The sequence below is a fragment of the Streptomyces sp. NPDC000983 genome, from assembly GCF_040299205.1.
GTDB lineage: Bacteria > Actinomycetota > Actinomycetes > Streptomycetales > Streptomycetaceae > Streptomyces.
Map to the genome: position 1 here is coordinate 197,678 of NZ_JBEPBM010000007.1, position 17,257 is coordinate 214,934.

Genomic DNA, 17,257 nt, shown 5'->3' on the forward strand with positions numbered 1-17,257 from the left:
CCCGGGATCCGGCTACGGCGGGCCCCCTCGCCCGACGGCGCAGGTGGCCCGCCGTTTCGGCGTCAGCGGTCGTTGCTCGCGCCGCGTCGGCGCAGGCCGAAGAAGACGGCGCCGCCACCGATGGCGACCAGCGCGACCGCGATGCCCGCGATCAGCGGGGTGTTGGAGTCGGCGCCGGTCTCGGCGAGGTTCGACTCACCGGCCGGGGAAGGGGCGTTGCTGGAGGTGTCCGCGGGGGCGGTGCTGTCGCCCTCGGAGGGCGTCGCGGCCGGGGTCTCCTCGGCCGGGGTGGAGGCGTCGTCCGACGGGGTCGCGCTCGGGGTGGCGCTGTCCGACGGGGCCGGGGTGTCGTCCTTCTTGCACGCGGTGGACGGGGTCGTGAGGTTCGGCTTGATGTCCTCGTCGACCTGGTTGCCGGCCTTGACGTGGATGCGGTACTCCGCGTCCGGCTTCCAGTCCTCGGCGAAGGTGATGGTGACGCCCTCGCGCGAGCCCTCCACGACCTGCTCGCCGACCTTCTTCAGGTCGGCGCCGTTGTTCTGCAGGTAGACGGTGACCGTGGCCGGGACACCGGTCGGGTCCACGTCGGTGACGGTGATGACACCGTTGTCGCCGTCGCACTTGGCCTCGGCGGAGAACTCGTTGATGTTGCACGCGAACGCGTTGCCGCCGACACCGAGCACGAGAGCGGCCGAGGCGGAGGCGATACCGAGCGCGCGCACGGAGCGGGCGACGGCACGGCGGGATATGCGGGAGGCGGGGGAGGCTGACAGGACTGGCACGTTGGTCCTTCACTTGGTGCGCGTATGCGGGGGGTTGAAGGAGCGGTGACGCACACGCATCTCCACTCCCGGGAGGCTCACAGGTTTATAAGTGCTGCGTAAGTAGTGTCAACGCATATGCAGACCCTGGGCCTTGGCTTTGCCCTCTTATTAATCCCCGAGACGTTTCAACGCCTCCGGAACCTCCTCGATCCGGTCGACCAGGGCGATTCGGGACTCCATCGACCGTTCCCGCGCGAGCGACTTCAGCAGCGGCCAGGCCGGCAGGCGCTCCGTCCAGTGCGCCCGGTCCACCAGCACCATGGGTGTGGGCTCGCCCCGGGACCCGTAGTAGTTGGGCGTGGCGTTGTCGAAGATCTCCTGCACGGTGCCGGCGGCGCCCGGCAGGAAGACCACGCCGGCGTTCGCGCGGGCCAGCAGGCCGTCCTCGCGGGTGGCGTTGGCGAAGTACTTGGCGATGTGCGAGGCGAAGGCGTTCGGCGGCTCGTGCCCGTAGAACCAGGTGGGGATGCCGACCGAGTCGCCGCCGCCGGGCCAGCGGTCGCGCACCTCGAAGGAGGCGGTCGCCCAGGAGGTGATCGACGGGGTGAACCCGGGTTCCTTGGCGAGGAGTCGGAGGGCCTCGCCGAGCATCGCGTCGTCGAGCGGAGCGGCGTACGCGCCGAGGTTCGCCGCCTCCATGGCGCCGGGTCCGCCGCCGGTGGCGACGGTGTACCCGTCCCGCGCCAGCTCCCGTCCGAGACGGGCGGCGCCCGCGAACGCGTCGGTGCCGCGGGCCATGGCGTGACCGCCCATGACGCCCACCACCCGCGCGCCGCGCAGGAGTTCGTCGAGCGCGTCGGAGACGGCGTCGTCGTGGACGGAGCGGAGCATCGAGCCGAGGATGTCGCCGTCCGCCTTGGTCCGCTGGAACCAGGCGTAGGTGAGGGCGTCGGGCGTCCGCTCGTAGCCCGCCCGCAGTCCGGTGAAGAGTTCGTCCGGGGTGTAGAGCAGGCCCCGGTACGGGTCGAAGGGGAGGTCGGGTACCGGCGGGAAGACCATCGCGCCGTCCGCGCGGACCTTCGCCTCCGCGTTCTCGCGCATCGGGCAGCCGAGGAAGACGGCGCCCGTCGTGTCCGTGGCGAGCAACTCACGTGTGCGGTCCGTCAGATCGACGGCCTGGACACGGAATCCGGCGAGGGTGCCACGCGCCGAGACGGTGGCGTCGAACTCCTGGAGCGTTTCTATCTCACGGTCGTCGTGGTGGGCCGCATGGGCGGGCATCGTCTGCACCCGCCCATGCTAGAACCGCACCCGACAAGGCAGTTGGTCAGCCCTCGACGGCGGCCGGGTCCATCCACACGACCTCCCAGCCGTGGCCGTCGATGTCCTCGAAGCCGCGGCCGTACATGAAGCCCATGTCCTGGACCCGCTCCGAGGCGGTGCCGCCGGCGGCGACGGCCTTCTCGACCAGCTCGTCGACCTTCTCGCGGCTCTCCGCGCTCAGACAGAGCAGCACCTCGCTGGTCTTGGTGGCGTCCGCGATCTCCTTGTCGGTGAACGTGGAGTAGAAGGGCTTGGTGAGGAGCATCGCCACGATGGTGTCGCTGATCACGACGCTCGCCGCGTTGTCGTCGCTGAACTGGGCGTTGAGCGAGTAGCCCAGGTCGGTGAAGAACTTCTTCGAGGCGTCGAGGTCGGCCACGGGCAGGTTCACGAAGATCATCTGCTGGTACATCGGGGTTTCTCCCATCGGTGTCGGTCGGTTCGCAGGGGTAGACGGGGGACCCCGGCGGAACTCATCGGCGTTCGGAGATCTTTTTTCCGAGGATTCCGCGGACCGCCTCAGCGGGCCAGCGGCAGCGCCGCCAGCTCGGCCACGATCAGCGTCAGCGGCCCGAACACGGCCAGCAGGGCGCCCGCGCGCAGGGCGGCGGCGCCGCGCAGCACGGTGGGCGGGGCGCCCAGGCGGAGCAGGGCGGCCGTGGTGTCGGCGCGGGCCTGGCGGGCCTCGACGGCCGCGGTGAGCAGGGTGGCGACGGCACAGCAGGTGACGACCGTGGCGCCGAGGACGGTCAGCGGGCCGAGGGCACGGCCGGAGCCGGACGGGTCGTTGAGCACGGCCATGGCGTACCCGGCCGAGGCCACCGCGCAGACGATGCCGAGCGGGCGGCCGATCCGGACGGCCTCCTGCATCAGGATCCGCCCGGCCAGCAGCCGCAGCGCGCCCGGGCGGACGGACTGCAGCAGTCGGCCGCACAGGTGGGTCAGGCCGGGACCGGCGAGGGCCAGGCCGACGGCGGTGAGCGCCCAGCCGACGAGGACGGCGGCGGGGCCGGTGGGCAGCCCGCTGGGCATGGCGGCGGCACGCGTACCGACGGTGCTCGCGTACGCCTCCACGGCCAGCCCGGCGGCGAGGACGGCGACACCCCAGGGCAGGCCGGTGGGGGTGGCCGTGAGCGCAGGGCCGTCGTCCGCGGCGGACGAGGTGGACACGGTGGGCGCGGCGGACGGGGCGGAGCCCGGGTCCGCCTGGGCCGGCTCGTCGCCCGGACGCGGGAAGCCGTACGGGGAGCCGTACGAGGAGCCGTCGCCCTCGGACACACGGTCCGCGAGGGCGGGACCGCCGGCCGGAGCCGGAGCCGGAGCCGGGCCCCGGCCCGCGCCCCGCGACCCGAAGCGGCCGTACGCGCCGAACGTCTCCCGCGTCCCCGGCCCGCGGCCGGGCGCGAAGCGGCCGAGGTGCCGGGCGCCCGCCGCCCTGGCCTGCCGGGCCTCGCGGGGCCGGGTGACCAGGGCCACCGACGCCGAGGCCGCCGCCGGGACCAGGGCCAGCAGGGTCAGCGCCGCGGGCAGCGGCAGCGGCTGCGACGCGGCCAGGAACTCCTCGGCCGTCCCGTCGAACGGCATGCCCGTCAGGTCTCCGCGCAGGTGGAGGAAGAACAGCAGCGCCAGCATCGACCCGAGCAGCGTCGACAGCGCCGTGGTGGCGGCCGACACGGCCATCAGGCGCAGCGGGCCCAGTCCGATCGCTGCGAGCCCCGGGCGGGGCCGGGTGCCCGGGTCGGTGCGGGCCACCGCGACGGCGAAGTGCACCGTCGCGGCCAGCGGCGCCGCGCACCAGACCAGGCGCAGCACGGACGAGCCCGGGGAGTCGCCGTGGGTCATGGCGTGGCCCAGGGCGCACAGCAGCAGGAATCCGGTGCCCGCCGAGGCCGCCGCCACCAGCAGGCGGCGCAGCTGTACGGCGGGACCGGAGCGGCGGGTCAGACGGAGAGCGAGCACGCCGCCCGGCCTTCCGCCTCGGCCATCGGCGGCAGGTGGACCGTGTGCACGCGCCGCCCGTCCAGCAGCGCCACCGTGCGGTCCGCGAGCGCCGCGGTCTCCGTGTCGTGGGTGGCGAGGACGACGGTGATGCCGTGCGAGCGGGCCGCCGTGGTGAGCGTGCGCAGCACATGCGCGCGGTCGGCGCGGTGCAGCGGCGCGGTGGGTTCGTCGGCGAACAGCACCGTCGGGGCCGGGGCCAGCGCGCGGGCGATGCAGACGCGCTGGCGCTGCGCCTGGGTCAGCTCACGGGGCCGCCTGCGGGCGCACTCGCCGATGTCGAGGCGCTCCAGCCACTCCAGCGCCGCCGTCTTGGCGCGCCGCCGGCCGGTGCCGCGGAGCATGAGGGGCAGCGCGGCGTTCTCCCAGACGTCCAGCTCGGGGACCAGCGTCGGCTCGGGGTCGATCCAGCCGAAGCGGTCCCGGCGCAGCCGTTCACGGCCGACGGGGCCCAGGGTGTGCACGGGCGCGCTGTTGAACCAGACCTCACCGCGCTGCGCGGGCAGCTGGCCGGACAGACACCGCAGGAGCGTGGTCTTGCCGCTGCCGCGCGGGCCGCTGACGGCGAGGATCTCGCCCTCGCGTACGCCGAGCGAGACACCGCCGAGCGCGGGCGAGCCGTCGGGGTGGGTGAAGTGCAGGGCTCGGGCCCAGAGCACATCGTTGTCGGGCGGGGCCTCCATGCGCGTACACCTCGTTCTGATCCGTTTTCCCTGCCGTGATCCCCCGTGCGGGGGAACGAAGACAGGGCCGATCGGTCACTCGGCACGCTAGGCAGTCCGTGCGGAAGGGCCGGACAGCACGCGGCCCCGGGCCGCCGTTTCTCACTCGAACGGACGGCACCGGGGCCGGTGTTGATCATGCAGAACTACGATCGCTCCGGACGGTCAGAGCTTCGTCCACGCCTCCGTCAGCGTCGCCCGCAGGATCTGCTCGATCTCGTCGAAGGTCTCCTGGTTGGAGATCAGCGGCGGGGCGAGCTGGATGACCGGGTCGCCGCGGTCGTCGGCACGGCAGTACAGGCCGTTGTCGAAGAGGGCCTTCGACAGGAAGCCGTACAGGACGCGCTCGGTCTCCTCCTCGTTGAAGGACTCCTTGGTGGCCTTGTCCTTCACCAGTTCGATGCCGTAGAAGAAGCCGTTGCCGCGGACGTCGCCGACGATCGGCAGGTCGTGCAGCTTCTCCAGGGTGGCGCGGAAGGCGCCCTCGTTGTCGAGGACGTGCTGGTTGAGGCCCTCGCGCTCGAACAGGTCGAGGTTGGCGAGGCCGACCGCGGCGGAGACCGGGTGGCCGCCGAAGGTGTAGCCGTGCAGGAAGGTGTTGTCGCCCTTGTAGAACGGCTCGGCCAGGCGGTCGGAGACGATGCAGGCGCCGATCGGGGAGTAGCCCGAGGTCATGCCCTTGGCGCAGGTGATCATGTCCGGGACGTAGCCGAACTTGTCGCAGGCGAACGTCGTGCCGAGGCGGCCGAAGGCGCAGATGACCTCGTCGGAGACGAGCAGCACGTCGTACTGGTCGCAGATCTCACGGACCCGCTGGAAGTAGCCGGGCGGGGGCGGGAAGCAGCCGCCCGCGTTCTGCACGGGCTCCAGGAAGACCGCGGCGACGGTGTCCGGGCCCTCGAAGAGGATCTGCTGCTCGATCTGGTCGGCGGCCCAGCGGCCGAAGGCCTCGGGGTCGTCGCCGAAGAGCGGGGCGCGGTAGATGTTGGTGTTCGGGACCTTGTGCGCACCCGGCACCAGCGGCTCGAAGGGGGCCTTCAGGGCCGGCAGGCCGGTGATGGACAGGGCGCCCTGCGGGGTGCCGTGGTAGGCGACCGCGCGGGAGATGACCTTGTACTTGGTGGGCTTGCCGGTCAGCTTGAAGTACTGCTTGGCGAGCTTCCAGGCGGTCTCGACGGCCTCGCCGCCACCGGTGGTGAAGAAGACCTTGTTGAGGTCGCCCGGGGCCTCGTGGGCCAGCCGCTCGGCCAGCTCGACGGCCTTGGGGTGGGCGTAGGACCAGACGGGGAAGAAGGCCAGCTCCTGCGCCTGCTTGGAGGCGGTCTCGGCGAGCTCGGTGCGGCCGTGGCCGGCCTGGACCACGAACAGGCCCGCGAGACCGTCGAGGTACCGCCTGCCCTTGTCGTCGTAGATGTAGGTGCCCTCGCCCCGGACGATGGTCGGAACGGGCGACTTCTCGTACGAGGACATGCGGGTGAAGTGCATCCACAGGTGGTCGTACGCGGTCTGGCTGAGGTCCTTGGAGCTCACGGTTATCGGGTCCTCACGGCTATCGGGTTCCCCACATGTAGGTCTGCTTCTTGAGCTTCAGATAAACGAAGCTCTCGGTGGAGCGCACTCCGGGGATGGCGCGGATACGTCGGTTGATGACTTCCAGCAGGTGGTCGTCGTCCTCGCAGACGATCTCCACCATCAGGTCGAAGGACCCGGCGGTCATCACCACGTACTCGCACTCGGACATCGAGGTCAGCGCGTCGGCGACCGACTCCACGTCGCCCTCCACATGGATGCCGACCATCGCCTGGCGCCGGAAACCCACGGTGAGCGGGTCCGTGACGGCGACGATCTGCATCACGCCCTGGTCGAGCAGCTTCTGGACGCGCTGGCGCACGGCCGCCTCGGACAGGCCCACGGCCTTGCCTATGGCGGCGTAGGGACGGCGGCCGTCCTCCTGGAGCTGTTCGATGATGGCGAGGGAGACGGAATCCAGGTGCGGCGAGCTGCCGTTTCTGGATTCGCGGGGGGACTCGCGGGAGTCCCTGAGGTCTGCGCTTCGACTGGCCACGGCCTCACTGTGCACGAGGTCTCGACGGTTTCGCAAGGGCCCGGCGATGAAATTCGTTGTTTACGTGGGCGACTCCTGCGGATTTCGCAGTTCTGGCGGGATCGGGGGTGTTGAAAACGTCGGGACGCCGATTAGGGTGGGTGTCTCAGCAATCGGACAGTGCAACCTGACAGGAGGCCGGCAGTGAGCACCGAGCTGCGTCGTCTGCGCAACTACATCAACGGTGAGTTCCGGGACGCCGCCGATGGACGGACCACCGAGGTGGTCAACCCCGCGACGGGCGAGGCGTACGCGACCGCGCCGCTGTCCGGGCAGGCGGACATCGACGCCGCCATGGAGGCCGCCGCCCTCGCCTTCCCCGCCTGGCGCGACGCCACCCCCGCCGAGCGCCAGAAGGCCCTCCTGAAGATCGCCGACGCCTTCGAGGAGCGGGCCGAGGAGCTGATCGCGGCCGAGGTGGAGAACACCGGCAAGCCGATCGGTCTGACCCGGACCGAGGAGATCCCGCCGATGGTGGACCAGATCCGGTTCTTCGCCGGTGCGGCCCGCATGCTGGAGGGCCGCTCGGCCGGCGAGTACATGGAGGGCATGACCTCCATCGTCCGCCGCGAGCCGGTCGGCGTCTGCGCGCAGGTCGCGCCGTGGAACTACCCGATGATGATGGCCGTGTGGAAGTTCGCCCCGGCCATCGCCGCGGGCAACACGGTCGTGCTGAAGCCCTCGGACACCACCCCGGCCTCCACCGTGCTGATGGCCGAGATCATCGGCTCGATCCTGCCCAAGGGCGTCTTCAACGTCGTCACCGGCGACCGTGACACCGGCCGCCTCATGGTCGAGCACCCGACCCCGGCGATGGCCTCCATCACCGGTTCGGTCCGCGCGGGCATGTCGGTCGCGGAGTCCGCGTCCAAGGACCTCAAGCGGGTCCACCTGGAGCTGGGCGGCAAGGCGCCGGTCGTGGTCTTCGAGGACACCGACATCGCCAAGGCCGTCGAGGACATCTCCGTCGCGGGCTACTTCAACGCCGGCCAGGACTGTACGGCCGCCACCCGCGTCCTGGTCCAGGAGTCCATCCACGACGAGTTCGTGGCCGCCCTCGCCAAGGCCGCCGCCGAGACGAAGACGGGGCAGCCGGACGACGAGGACGTGCTCTTCGGCCCGCTGAACAACCCCAACCAGCTCAAGCAGGTCTCCGGGTTCATCGAGCGGCTGCCCGCGCACGCCAAGGTCGAGGCCGGCGGCCAGCGGGTCGGCGACAAGGGCTACTTCTACGCCCCGACCGTCGTCTCCGGCCTGAAGCAGGACGACGAGATCATCCAGAACGAGGTCTTCGGCCCGGTCATCACCGTCCAGTCCTTCTCGGACGAGGCGCAGGCCGTCGAGTGGGCCAACGGCGTCGACTACGCCCTCGCCTCCTCGGTGTGGACCAAGGACCACGCGCGCGCGATGCGGATGTCGAAGACGCTGGACTTCGGCTGCGTCTGGATCAACACCCACATCCCGCTGGTCGCCGAGATGCCGCACGGCGGCTTCAAGAAGTCCGGCTACGGCAAGGACCTCTCCGGCTACGGCTTCGACGACTACACGCGCATCAAGCACGTCATGACGTCCCTGGACGGCTGACCCTCCCCGCACCGGGCCGCGGGTGCCGGACACCGAGTCGTCATCGACAAGGTGTCCGGCACCCGCGGTTTCGTTTGACGAGCCGTCCATTGTCCGGCCCGGCCGGCGGGCGCCATGCTGCGGGAATGCTCCCCTCGACGCGCACCCCGCGGCTGTCCCGCCGTTCCCTGCTGCTGGCCCTCGGCGGCGGCGCGCTCGCCGGCTGCGGGGTGCCCGCCGCCTACGTCGACCCCGGCGACCGCGCCGGAGCCGACCTGTCCGCCACCGAACGACGGCTCACCTGGGCCAACTGGCCGCTCTACATCGACGTCGACGACGAGGACGCGACCAGGCGGCCCACGCTGGACGGCTTCGAGCGGCGGACCGGCATCGCGGTGGAGTACGTCGAGGAGATCAACGACAACGACGAGTTCTTCGGGAAGATCAGCCCCGCCCTGATGAACCGTCAGCGCACCGACCGCGACCTCGTCGTCGTCAGCGACTGGATGTGCGCGCGGTTCGTACGGCTGGGCTGGGTGCAGGAGATGGACCGCTCCCGGCAGCCCAACGTCACCGAGTACCTCGACCCGCTGCTGCGTTCGCCCGCCTTCGACCCCGGCCGCAGGTCCGCGGTGCCGTGGCAGTCGGGGATCACCGGCATCGCCTACAACCGCCGCCGGGTGGGCCGCGAGATCCGGCGGGTGTCGGAGCTGTGGGCGGACGACCTGAAGGGGCGCGTCACCCTGCTCTCCGGTCTCGACGAGGCGTTCGCGCTGCTGATGCAGGGCAACGGCGTCGACATCACGCGGTGGACCGCCGACGACTTCCGCACGGTGTGCGAACAGGTCCGGCGGAAGGTGGACAGCGGTCACATCCGCCGCTTCACCGGCAACGACTACATCAAGGACCTCTCCAGCGGCGACGTACTGGCCTGCCAGGCGTACTCCGGCGACGTCATCCAACTCCAGGCGGACGACCCGGACATCGAGTTCGTCGTGCCCGAGGAGGGCGCCGAACTCTGGTCGGAGTCGCTGATGATCCCCAACCTCGCCCGCCACAAGACCAACGCCGAGCGGCTGATCGACTACTACTACGAGCCCGAGGTCGCCGCGGAACTCGCCGCCTGGGTGAACTACGTCTGCCCGGTCCCCGCCGCCCGGGACGTCCTCGCCGGGTCCAAGGACGAGGAGACCGCGGCCCTCGCCGAGGACCCCCTGATCTTCCCCGACGCGGCGATGCGCGAACGGCTCGCCGTCGCCCGGGACATCACCGCCGGGGAGCGGGTCGACTTCGGCAAGGAGTGGAACGCGATCGTGGGCCTGTAGGGCCTGTAGGGCCTGTAGGGCCTGTGGTGCCGGTAGGGCCTGGCGGTACTTTGCCTGTTCTTTACAACCCGGTCGGCCTCTGCCTCGTCTCTCCGCCCGACCACTCACGCGGTACGCCCGGCCACCGTCCGGGAACCGGTGCCGCGCGGACGAAGGAGAGCGATTCATGCGCCGAACGACCATCGGTGTCCTGGCACTGACGTGCACCGCCGTACTGGCATCCGCCGGACCGGCCCTCGCGGACGGGGGTACCGCGACCCCGAGCCCCGTCTCCACCGGCGCGCCCACCGAGCGGCCCGGGGACTCGCCCGCCGAGGCCCCCAGCCCGGTGCCCAGCACCGAGCCGACCCGGGCGCCCGCCGAGGACCAGGTGTCCGCCGTACCGAGCGGCGCCCCCGACACCGGCGTGACCGCCGGCTCGGACGGGTCGGACGCCGGGCTGATCGGCGGGGGAGCGGCCGTCGTCCTGGGCGGCGGGGCCCTGTTCCTCGTACGGCGCCGGCGGGCGACCGGCGCATGAGCCCGCTCTCCAGGCGCGCCCTCGGTGCCCTGGCGCTCGCGGCCCCGCTGGCGGCGTGCGCCCCCGGCGGGTCCGCCGCGGCCGGGGGCGCAGGCTCCGCGGATTCCTCGGCGCCGAGCGCGCGGGGCACCGTACGGCCCGCCCCGCCCGGCCCCGCGGACCCGGTCCGGCTGCGGATCCCGGCGATCGGGGTCGACACCCCGCTGATCAGGCTGGGGCTGGCCCCGGACGGCACCGTGCGGGTGCCCCCGGTCACGGCGGACGACCGCGCCGGCTGGTACGAGCACTCGCCGGCGCCCGGCCGGCCCGGCCCGTCGGTGATCCTCGGCCATGTCACGGTCGGCGCCTACGGGGACGGGGTGTTCCGGCGCCTGGGCGAACTGCGCCCCGGCGACCGGATCGCGGCGCGCCTGGAGAACGGCACGACCCCCGAGTTCACGGTGACCCGGCTCAGGACGGTGGCCAAGTCCCGCTTCCCCACACAGGAGGTCTACGGGAACGTGGACCGGCCGGAACTGCGTCTCATCACCTGCGGAGGGCCGCGCGGCGGCGACGGGTACCGCGACAACGTCATCGTCTTCGCCGCCCTGGCGTCCGGCACCTCGGGAGAACGTTGAAACGGTCCGGCTCGCGCGACAGGGCCGCCTCGGAGCTCTTCGCCGCCGTCTATCCACGCCTCGCCGGCTGGTGCCGCCGACTGGTCGACGACGACGAGACGGCCCACGAGATCGCGTCCGAGGCGTTCACCCGGCTGTGGGCGCGCTGGACGGCGGTGGCCGAACCGCGCGGCTTCCTCTACGTCACCGCCGCCAACCTCGTGCGCGACCACTGGCGCAAGTGCGAACGCGAGCGCAGGGCGGTGCGCCGGGCCGGCGACGAGATGGCCGTCGGTCCGCGCAACGAGCAGGCGGACCCCTCGGTCCGCCTGCTCGTGCAGTCCCTGCCCGAGCGGCTGCGCGTACCGATCCTGCTGCACTATTACGCCGACATGCCCATCCGGGAGGTGGCCGCGCTGACCGACCGCAAGGAGGGGACCGTCAAGGCGGACCTCCACGCGGCCCGCGAACTGCTCCGCGCCCACCTGAGGAGAAGCGTTGATCAGACACTCTGACGAGGGCCCGGACCTCGACCCGGACGACCCGCTCACCCTCCTGCTGCGGCCCCCCGCCGAGTACCTCGGCCCGCCGCCCGGCCGCTTCGGCGCCGTCCGCCGGGCCGCGTCCCGCCGCCGGAGGCTCAGGGCGGCCGTGGGAGCCGCCGTGACCTGCGGTGCCGTGGCCCTCGCGGTCCTGCCGTCGGTCCTGTCGGGGACCAGCGCCCCGGCGCGCCCGGCCGATCCCCTCGCCCCGCCCCCGGTGACCGCACCCGCGACCGGTCCCTCCGAGGCCCCCACCCCGGCGCCGGCCGCCCCGTCCGACGCCCCCTCCACCTCGCCCACCGCCTCCCCGACGCCCGAGCCGTCGACCGCGCGCCCCGGCGACGATGCCACCCGGACGTCCCCGCCGGCCGCGAACACCCGCCCGGCCGACGTCCCTTCGGAGCCGACCACGGCCGTCCCGTCCGTCGGACCGTCCACGAGGGAGAGGTGATCCACCCCACGCCGGAACACTTTTGAACACGTTCAACTTCGGGCGTACGCTGCCGTCATGAGCGACAGAGCCGCCCTGCTGAAGGGCATTCGCGTCTGGTTGGTGTTCTTCGTCGTCTGTCTGGTGCTCAGCGGCGCCACCGCCTTCCCCCTCGTCCACGAACTGCGCTGGACCGAGGAGCTGTTGAGGTCCCTCTCGGTGCCCGAGCACCTGCCGGCGCTCATGGAGTGGATCGAGCGGGTGCGCCGGGGCCTCGACACCGCCGACGCCGAGTACCCCTTCCTGCTGTACGGCACGGACTGGCTGGCCTTCGCCCATCTCGTCATCGCCGTCGCCTTCTACGGGCCCTACCGCGACCCGGTCCGCAACATCTGGATCGTCGAGTGGGGCATGATCGCCTGCGCCGGCGTCATACCGCTCGCCCTGATCTGCGGACCGGTCCGCGGCATCCCCTTCTGGTGGAGCGTGATCGACATGGCCTTCGGGGTGTTCGGAGTGATCCCGCTGTACGTCGTACGGCGCCGGATCAAGCGGCTGGAGGCGCTGACCGGCGTCACCGAGGTGCCCGCCGCCCCCAACGCCCCCGCCGCCGTCAGCGGTTGAACGCGGGGAACGCGAACCGCTGCACGATCGGCAGGCCCTCGCCCTTGGCGTCCGTGGAGTTGACGGAGTACACCACGGTCCGGGAGAGGTCCCGGGTCGCCGCGACCACGGTGTGATAGCCGGGGCGGGAGCCGGTCTTGCCCCAGATCACCCTGCCGTTGAGCTCGAAGCGCTCCAGACCCGCGCCCATCGTGGCGCCCGGCACGTCCGGCACGGTGAACATCTCCCGCAGCTGCGGCTCGGGCACCGCACGGCCGCTGAACAGGCCCACCAGCAGCCGCTCCAGGTCCGCCGTGGTCGAGATCATGTCTCCGGCGGCGAAACGGTCGGTCATGTTCCACTCGGTGACGTCCGTCAACTCGCCGCCGATCCAGTCGTATCCGCGGTTGTGCGGGCCGTGGATCCGCGGGTCCCCGCCCTGGGGGAAGGAGCTGTGCCGCATGCCCAGCGGCCGGAACACCCGCACCTGCGCCTGGTGCGCGAAGGAGTCGCCGGTCACCTTCTCGATCAGCAGACCGAGCACGGTGTAGTGGATGTTGCCGTACCGCTGCCGCTCGCCGGGGCCGTACGAGGGGTCGGGGCCCTTGGCGACGGACGCGGCGACCACCTCGGCCGGGGTGAGGGTCTCGAAGCGGTGCTCGTACCCGGCCTCGACGGAGTCGCCGAGCGAGGCGCCGGGCTGGAGGTTGCTGGTGAAGTTCAGCAACTGCCGTACGGTGATGGGCTCGAAGTCGTCGGTCAGCAGGCCGGGGAGGTACTCCTGGACCGTGCCGTCGAGCGAGATCCGGCCCTCGGCGGCCAGGTTCAGGGCGACCGCCGCCGTCACCAGCTTGGTCGTCGAACCCGCCCGGAAGCGGGCGTTCTTCAGGGCCGGGGCGCCGGACCGGAGGTCCCGCACACCGGCCACGCCGTGCCAGCTGCCGTCGCCGCCCACCCGGACCTGCGCGGCGGTCGCGGTGTCGTCGGGCAGCCCGGCCAGCGCCGCGCGCAGCGCCTCGACGTCGGGTCCGGCCGTGGTGGTGGCCGTGACGGCCGGGGCCGGCGCGGCGGAGGCGGGCGCGGCCAGCGGGACGGCGGCCAGCGCGAGGGCCAGGGAGGCGGTCAGGGCGTAGCCGTGGGTGCGTCGCATCGGTGCTCCAGGGATCGACGATGTGTCGTGATCATCCTGCGAGCGCGGCCCCCCGCACCGGATCGTCGGTGAGGAGGGCCGTCGGCCCTGGCGTCTCCCCCAGCAACACCCCTGATTCCTGCGGGTGTTGTAGGGGATCGCACCTACGGGCGCGGAGCGGGACGCCGGTCGGGGCGCAGCGCCGGGCGCCGACGGGCGCTTCGGTCGGGGCGGGTGAGCGCGTGGAGCGTGTCGATGCGGTTGGTGGTGATGGAGTCGACGCCCAGCGCGATCAGCCGGCGCATCGACCGGCGGGTGTCGGGCGTCCACACCGACAGCAGGTGTCCGCCCGCGTGGACGCGCTCGGCGAGCGCCCGGTCCACCAGGCCGAAGCGGTAGTTGAGCCACCGCGGCCGGACCGCGTCGAGCAGCGCGGGCCGGGGCGGCGCGAGCGTCGTCCAGGTCAGCGCGATCTCCGCGTCCGGGTCGGCGGCGCGCACCGAGAGCATGGCGCGGGCGCCAGCGCAGTAGTACACGCGGTCGGCCGCGCCCGACTCCCGGACCACGTCCACGATCCGGCGCGCGGTGCGCACGTCCGGTTCGCCGGGCAGGTCGAGCATCAGCCGGTGACCGGCGGTGGCCGCCAGCGCCTCGGCCAGCGTCGGCACCCCGCCGTCGGTGCGGTCCCGCACCTCGTCCGCCGACAGCGAGCGCAGGGGCCGGTCCAGCCCCCACAGCCGCTTCAGCGTCCCGTCGTGCAGCAGGACGGGCACGCCGTCCCGGGTCAGCCGTACGTCGGTCTCCACCGCGTCGGCGCCCCTCAGCAGCGCCGAACGCAGCGAGTCGAGCGTGTTCTCGCGGAACAGGTACGGATTGCCGCGGTGGGCCACGGCGGTCACGGTGTCGGTCATCGGCGCGCGGTCAGGAGGCCGGCCGGGCGGCGGTGTACGCGTCGATCTCGGCCCCGAGCCGGGCCTTGCCGGGCTCGTCCAGGAACGACGCCTCGACCGCATTGTGCGCGAGGCGGGCCAGGCCGGGCTCGTCCAGGGAGAGCAGCCGGGCGGCCACCGCGTACTCGGTGTTGAGGTCGGTGCCGAACATCGGCGGGTCGTCGGAGTTGATCGTCACCAGGACCCCGGCCCGGACGAACTCCTTCACCGGGTGCTCGTCGAGGGTGCGCACGGCCCGGGTGGCGATGTTGGAGGTGGGGCACACCTCCAGCGGGATCCGCCGCTCCGCGAGGTGCTCCAGCAGCTTGGGGTCCTGCGCGGAACTGGTGCCGTGGCCGATGCGCTCGGCGCCCAGATGGGTGAGCGCGTCCCAGACCGTCTCCGGGCCCGTGGTCTCGCCCGCGTGCGGCACGGAGCGCAGGCCCGCGGCGATGGCCCGGTCGAAGTACGGCTTGAACTGCGGCCGCGGTACGCCGATCTCGGGGCCGCCGAGGCCGAACGAGACCAGGCCCTCCGGGCGCAGCCGGTCGTCCGTGGCGAGCCGCACCGTCTCCTCGGCGGCCTCCAGGCCGGCCTCGCCGGGAATGTCGAAGCACCAGCGCAGCACGGTCCCGAACTCGGCCTCGGCCGCCTTGCGGGCGTCCTCGATGGCGTCCATGAAGCCCCGGGGGTCGATACCGCGGCGCGTGGAGGAGAACGGGGTGATGGTCAGCTCGGCGTACCGCACCTGCTGCCGGGCCAGGTCGCGGGCGACCTCGTAGGTCAGCAGCCGGACGTCCTCCGGGGTGCGGATCAGGTCCACCACCGACAGGTACACCTCGATGAAGTGCGCGAAGTCCGTGAAGGTGAAGTAGTCCGCCAGCGCCTCGGGGTCGGTGGGCACCCGGGAGTCGCGGTGGCGGGCGGCCAGCTCCGAGACGATGCGCGGGGAGGCGGAGCCGACGTGGTGCACATGGAGTTCGGCCTTGGGCAGGCCGGCGATGAAGGCGTGCAGGCCCTGCGGGGTGCCGGCGCCGGTGGTGGCGGTGCGGTCGGTCAAGGTTCCTCCCCGGAACGGCGCCGTTCGCCGGGGGCGGCGGGGCGCGGGTGATCGGCTGATCGGTGGCTCGGGATCATCGTAGGCCGGGGGCGGGGGGTGCGGGGGGTCGCCGTAGCATGGCGGGACGCGCGACGGAGGGGGCCCGCATGTCCGACGACACGCCGCAGAGTGGGCCGGGGGGTTCCTCGGCGGACTCCGGGGGGAATCCGTGGGCGCCGCCTGCGGACGCCTCGCCGGCGGTTCAGGGGTCGGAGGGGCCCGGGTACACCATGTGGTCGGTTCCTTCGGTTCCTTCGGCGCCCTCGGTGCATGACCAGCAGACGATGGCCTCCATGCCGGTGCCGCATGTGCCGCTGCCGCCGTACGGGCAGGGGGAGCCTGTGCCGCCGCCGCCCATCGCGCCCGACGGGCCCGGGCAGGTCGCCTATGGGCATCCCGGGCCCTACGGGGGTGTCGGGGCGTATGGGGCGCCGGGTGGTTATGGCTATCCGTGGGGTGGTGGGCAGCCGGTGCCCAGTAACGGGATGGGGATCACCTCGCTGGTGCTCGGGATCATCTCCGCCGCCGGGTTCTGTCTTTGGCCGGTGGCCATCGTGGTGGGGGTGCTTGCGGTGATCTTCGGGTTGATCGGGCGGGGGAAGGCTCGGCGGGGGGAGGCCACGAATGGGGGGCAGGCGTTGGCGGGGGCGATCTGTGGGGTGGCGGGGGTTGGGTTGGGGTTCTGCATGGTGGTGTTTCTGATCGCTACGAGGTAGCTCCGCGGGGTTGGCGGATCTTGGTGCGGCGCCGTTTGGGCTGGTCGCGCCGTTCCCCGCGCCCCTGTGGGGGTGGGCGGTTGTTTGTTGGGTGCGGCCTCGTTGTGGCTGGTCGCGCCGTTCCTCGCGCCCCTGTGGGGGTGGGTGGTTGGGCGGGGATTTTTGTGGTCAGGGAGTGAGGCGGGCTCTGGCTTCCATCAGGGCGAAGCCCAGGAGGTTGGGGCCCTTCCAGCGTTCCGGGTGCCAGGCTTCCTTGTCCTTCGTGGAGAGGCCGATGCCCCAGATCCTGTCCACCGGGCTCGCTTCCACCAGGACGCGGTGGCCCGTGCCCAGGAGGAACGTGCGCAGGTTCTCGTCCGAGGAGAACTTGTGGACGCTGCCCTCGACCACGATGTCGAACCGTTCGCGTGCCCAGACCGTCTCGTCGAAGCCGCGCACCAGGCGCCCCGCGTTCTTCGCCTCCGCGGGGTGCTCCGCCGCGAGGACCAGGCGCTCGGCCTCCGCGTCGCCGAACAGCCTCGCCTTGGCCGCCATCATCCAGTGCTCGGCGGTCGCGTACGCCACGCCGTCCACGGTGAACGGCGACGGCCACCACTGACTCAGACAGCTCGCCGTGACCCGCCCGTCATGAGCGGGCCGGTGCCCCCAGAAGTGCAGATACTTGATGTCCGCCCCTGCGCGGACCTCCCTGACCAGGGCGTCCCGAGAATCGATCTTTGCCATGCACGCGAGTCTGACAGGCACCACGGACACTCCGTCCTGGGTTTTTCGCGTTCACTCGACACCTGGTCGACAGATTCCGTCGCGTAACCAAAAGGCAACAACGGAATCACTTGTTGGAGTCGTATTGCTCTGTCAGGATCGGCACTCAAATCGAGCTGGAGCTACGCCACC

General features: G+C 72.1%; 18 protein-coding genes and 1 pseudogene. 8 read left to right on the top strand and 11 right to left on the bottom strand.

What is annotated here, in order from left to right:
- Nucleotides 1-62 precede the first annotated feature (62 nt).
- The 7 genes from ABT296_RS10815 to ABT296_RS10845 all read right to left on the bottom strand — a co-directional run bounded on the left by ABT296_RS10815 (nt 63) and on the right by ABT296_RS10845 (nt 6,887).
- Entirely contained in the window at nt 63-782 is a 720-nt protein-coding gene (locus tag ABT296_RS10815; RefSeq protein ID WP_351925510.1) for an LAETG motif-containing sortase-dependent surface protein, read from the bottom strand.
- A gap of 150 nt (nt 783-932) precedes the next feature.
- Nucleotides 933-2,054, bottom strand: coding sequence for an LOG family protein (locus ABT296_RS10820; protein WP_351925512.1), 1,122 nt, complete (start codon nt 2,052-2,054; stop codon nt 933-935).
- Between the two features lie 37 nt (nt 2,055-2,091).
- Entirely contained in the window at nt 2,092-2,499 is a 408-nt protein-coding gene (locus ABT296_RS10825; protein ID WP_351925514.1) for a VOC family protein, read from the bottom strand.
- Between the two features lie 107 nt (nt 2,500-2,606).
- On the bottom strand, nt 2,607-4,046 hold the full coding sequence (locus ABT296_RS10830; protein ID WP_351925516.1) for a hypothetical protein: 1,440 nt from the start codon (nt 4,044-4,046) through the stop codon (nt 2,607-2,609).
- Nucleotides 4,028-4,768 carry an ABC transporter ATP-binding protein gene (locus ABT296_RS10835; protein WP_351925518.1) on the bottom strand — a complete coding sequence of 247 codons (741 nt, stop codon included), beginning with the start codon at nt 4,766-4,768 and terminating at the stop codon, nt 4,028-4,030. Before ABT296_RS10835 ends, ABT296_RS10830 begins: the two co-directional genes overlap by 19 nt.
- 204 nt (nt 4,769-4,972) lie before the next feature.
- Nucleotides 4,973-6,337, bottom strand: coding sequence for an aspartate aminotransferase family protein (locus ABT296_RS10840; protein ID WP_351925520.1), 1,365 nt, complete (start codon nt 6,335-6,337; stop codon nt 4,973-4,975).
- Between the two features lie 19 nt (nt 6,338-6,356).
- Nucleotides 6,357-6,887, bottom strand: a complete 531-nt coding sequence (locus ABT296_RS10845; protein WP_351925522.1) for an Lrp/AsnC family transcriptional regulator — start codon at nt 6,885-6,887, stop codon at nt 6,357-6,359.
- A gap of 168 nt (nt 6,888-7,055) precedes the next feature.
- Here ABT296_RS10845 and ABT296_RS10850 point away from each other — a divergent pair, with 168 nt between their 5' ends.
- The 7 genes from ABT296_RS10850 to ABT296_RS10880 all read left to right on the top strand — a co-directional run bounded on the left by ABT296_RS10850 (nt 7,056) and on the right by ABT296_RS10880 (nt 12,511).
- Nucleotides 7,056-8,495 (top strand): gamma-aminobutyraldehyde dehydrogenase, encoded by a 1,440-nt coding sequence (locus tag ABT296_RS10850; protein WP_351925524.1) that lies wholly within the window; start codon nt 7,056-7,058, stop codon nt 8,493-8,495.
- A 125-nt stretch (nt 8,496-8,620) separates the two neighbouring features.
- Nucleotides 8,621-9,799: a polyamine ABC transporter substrate-binding protein gene (locus ABT296_RS10855; protein ID WP_351925526.1), complete on the top strand. Its 1,179-nt coding sequence runs from the start codon at nt 8,621-8,623 to the stop codon at nt 9,797-9,799.
- Nucleotides 9,800-9,965: 166 nt separating this feature from the next.
- A complete protein-coding gene (locus tag ABT296_RS10860) occupies nt 9,966-10,319 on the top strand; it encodes a sortase-dependent protein (protein WP_351925528.1) in 354 nt (117 codons plus the stop codon).
- A complete protein-coding gene (locus ABT296_RS10865; protein ID WP_351925530.1) occupies nt 10,316-10,936 on the top strand; it encodes a class F sortase in 621 nt (206 codons plus the stop codon). Before ABT296_RS10860 ends, ABT296_RS10865 begins: the two co-directional genes overlap by 4 nt.
- On the top strand, nt 10,933-11,430 hold the full coding sequence (locus tag ABT296_RS10870) for an RNA polymerase sigma factor (RefSeq protein WP_351925532.1): 498 nt from the start codon (nt 10,933-10,935) through the stop codon (nt 11,428-11,430). The genes ABT296_RS10865 and ABT296_RS10870 overlap by 4 nt, the downstream gene beginning before the upstream one ends.
- Nucleotides 11,414-11,908 carry a hypothetical protein gene (locus ABT296_RS10875; RefSeq protein WP_351925534.1) on the top strand — a complete coding sequence of 165 codons (495 nt, stop codon included), beginning with the start codon at nt 11,414-11,416 and terminating at the stop codon, nt 11,906-11,908. The genes ABT296_RS10870 and ABT296_RS10875 overlap by 17 nt, the downstream gene beginning before the upstream one ends.
- Before the next feature lie 57 nt (nt 11,909-11,965).
- Nucleotides 11,966-12,511, top strand: a complete 546-nt coding sequence (locus tag ABT296_RS10880; RefSeq protein WP_351925536.1) for a hypothetical protein — start codon at nt 11,966-11,968, stop codon at nt 12,509-12,511.
- On the opposite strand, the gene ABT296_RS10885 is transcribed toward ABT296_RS10880, so the two are convergent.
- From ABT296_RS10885 to ABT296_RS10895, 3 genes and pseudogenes are all read right to left on the bottom strand, one after another.
- Nucleotides 12,501-13,640, bottom strand: coding sequence for a serine hydrolase domain-containing protein (locus tag ABT296_RS10885; protein WP_351925538.1), 1,140 nt, complete (start codon nt 13,638-13,640; stop codon nt 12,501-12,503). The genes ABT296_RS10880 and ABT296_RS10885 overlap by 11 nt on opposite strands.
- 143 nt (nt 13,641-13,783) lie before the next feature.
- A complete protein-coding gene (locus ABT296_RS10890) occupies nt 13,784-14,530 on the bottom strand; it encodes a glycerophosphodiester phosphodiesterase (protein ID WP_351925540.1) in 747 nt (248 codons plus the stop codon).
- A 10-nt stretch (nt 14,531-14,540) separates the two neighbouring features.
- Nucleotides 14,541-15,701 (bottom strand): annotated as a pseudogene (locus tag ABT296_RS10895) (adenosine deaminase); the annotation flags it as partial.
- A 431-nt stretch (nt 15,702-16,132) separates the two neighbouring features.
- On the opposite strand from ABT296_RS10895, the gene ABT296_RS38715 reads away from it, so the two are divergent.
- Nucleotides 16,133-16,363, top strand: coding sequence for a DUF4190 domain-containing protein (locus tag ABT296_RS38715; RefSeq protein WP_502977223.1), 231 nt, complete (start codon nt 16,133-16,135; stop codon nt 16,361-16,363).
- Between the two features lie 168 nt (nt 16,364-16,531).
- Here ABT296_RS38715 and ybiA read toward each other — a convergent pair whose 3' ends face one another.
- Nucleotides 16,532-17,086: a riboflavin biosynthesis intermediates N-glycosidase gene (ybiA, locus tag ABT296_RS10900; protein WP_351925542.1), complete on the bottom strand. Its 555-nt coding sequence runs from the start codon at nt 17,084-17,086 to the stop codon at nt 16,532-16,534.
- Between the last annotated feature and the right edge of the window lie 171 nt (nt 17,087-17,257).

Coding starts and splice junctions, on each gene's coding strand:
- ABT296_RS10825 (WP_351925514.1), bottom strand. CDS start 2,499: ATGTACCAGCAGATGATCTTCGTGAACCTGCCCGTGGCCGACCTCGAC.
- ABT296_RS10835 (WP_351925518.1), bottom strand. CDS start 4,768: ATGGAGGCCCCGCCCGACAACGATGTGCTCTGGGCCCGAGCCCTGCAC.
- ABT296_RS10855 (WP_351925526.1), top strand. CDS start 8,621: ATGCTCCCCTCGACGCGCACCCCGCGGCTGTCCCGCCGTTCCCTGCTG.
- ABT296_RS10860 (WP_351925528.1), top strand. CDS start 9,966: ATGCGCCGAACGACCATCGGTGTCCTGGCACTGACGTGCACCGCCGTA.
- ABT296_RS10865 (WP_351925530.1), top strand. CDS start 10,316: ATGAGCCCGCTCTCCAGGCGCGCCCTCGGTGCCCTGGCGCTCGCGGCC.
- ABT296_RS10880 (WP_351925536.1), top strand. CDS start 11,966: ATGAGCGACAGAGCCGCCCTGCTGAAGGGCATTCGCGTCTGGTTGGTG.
- ABT296_RS10885 (WP_351925538.1), bottom strand. CDS start 13,640: ATGCGACGCACCCACGGCTACGCCCTGACCGCCTCCCTGGCCCTCGCG.
- ABT296_RS10890 (WP_351925540.1), bottom strand. CDS start 14,530: ATGACCGACACCGTGACCGCCGTGGCCCACCGCGGCAATCCGTACCTG.
- ABT296_RS38715 (WP_502977223.1), top strand. CDS start 16,133: ATGGGGATCACCTCGCTGGTGCTCGGGATCATCTCCGCCGCCGGGTTC.
- ybiA (WP_351925542.1), bottom strand. CDS start 17,086: ATGGCAAAGATCGATTCTCGGGACGCCCTGGTCAGGGAGGTCCGCGCA.